The following is a 559-nucleotide window of genomic DNA, read 5'->3' on the forward strand; positions in this document are numbered from 1 at the left end:
CAACTTTCTTTCCCAGCCCCTGGTCAGGGTTGATGGAAGCCAGAATTCCACCCTGTAAAGTCGGCATTTTGGGCACCTCGCTCAGCGGAATCGACGCCGCGATGGCCGTAGTGATACAGCATGGTGAGTTTGTACAGACAGATGACGGACACCTTGAATTTCTACTCGATGAAGGCAGCGAAGGGCTGGAGATCGTCTTGATGTCACGCTCGGGGATCCTGCCAGAAGCTGATTTTTACTGCCCGCTCCCCTATGAACCTTTATGCATCGTCACCGCGCAGGCGGTGGAAAAAGAGATTACCGCGGGATCAGAGGGCCTGCTCGACAGGATCTTCCGTCTGATGGCGGAAGAACTTGAGCTAGCCGACCCGTCGTGGAGCAGGTTGATCGGACTGAGCACGCTGGATGCAGACAGTTTTGCCCACGCCTGGTTTGCCGATCGCCGTAAAAACGATCCTTTCCGCTGGGCCTATGCCAACCTGATTGAAGTTGAGCGCAACAAGCGCGACAGGCGAACGGTGCCCTGGCGTTATGCCATTCTGCGACTGCATGAAGCCGT

General features: G+C 56.0%; 1 pseudogene. It reads left to right on the forward strand.

The annotated features are described in order from the left end of the window. Window positions 1–559: pseudogene (locus tag M975_RS21960) on the forward strand (FAD-NAD(P)-binding protein); the annotation flags it as partial.

Origin of the sequence: Buttiauxella brennerae ATCC 51605 (assembly GCF_001654925.1) — a bacterium.
Taxonomy (GTDB): domain Bacteria; phylum Pseudomonadota; class Gammaproteobacteria; order Enterobacterales; family Enterobacteriaceae; genus Buttiauxella; species Buttiauxella brennerae.